The organism is Mycobacterium arosiense ATCC BAA-1401 = DSM 45069 (assembly GCF_002086125.1).
Taxonomy (GTDB): domain Bacteria; phylum Actinomycetota; class Actinomycetes; order Mycobacteriales; family Mycobacteriaceae; genus Mycobacterium; species Mycobacterium arosiense.
Genome location: NZ_MVHG01000407.1, coordinates 1 through 235, shown reverse-complemented (window position 1 = coordinate 235; position 235 = coordinate 1). Strand labels below are relative to the sequence as shown.

Annotated in this window: 1 riboswitch. The window is 67.2% G+C overall.

Features of this window, described 5'->3' with window-relative positions:
- A riboswitch (FMN riboswitch) is annotated at positions 1-152 on the bottom strand. This riboswitch is flagged as partial in the annotation.
- Positions 153-235: the final 83 nt, after the last annotated feature.

Sequence of the window (235 nt, the reverse complement as noted above, 5' to 3'; positions counted from 1 at the left end):
CTTTATCCGGACTATGACCGTCGGCCCCGGAATCGCACCGGGTCTGCTGACCTTGTCGTCCGGCGGTGGCCGGTCCGGCAAGCGCTCGCGGGCTAGGCGCCTTGCGCGCCATTACCGCCTGTGGGGACTTTCACCCCGCCCTGAGAACGTTACGGCCACCGAGATGGCCGTGTGGCGTTTTACCACAGTTGCGCCGCTTGTGCATCGTCCGCCGCGTCGCCGCGCAGCGAAGTTC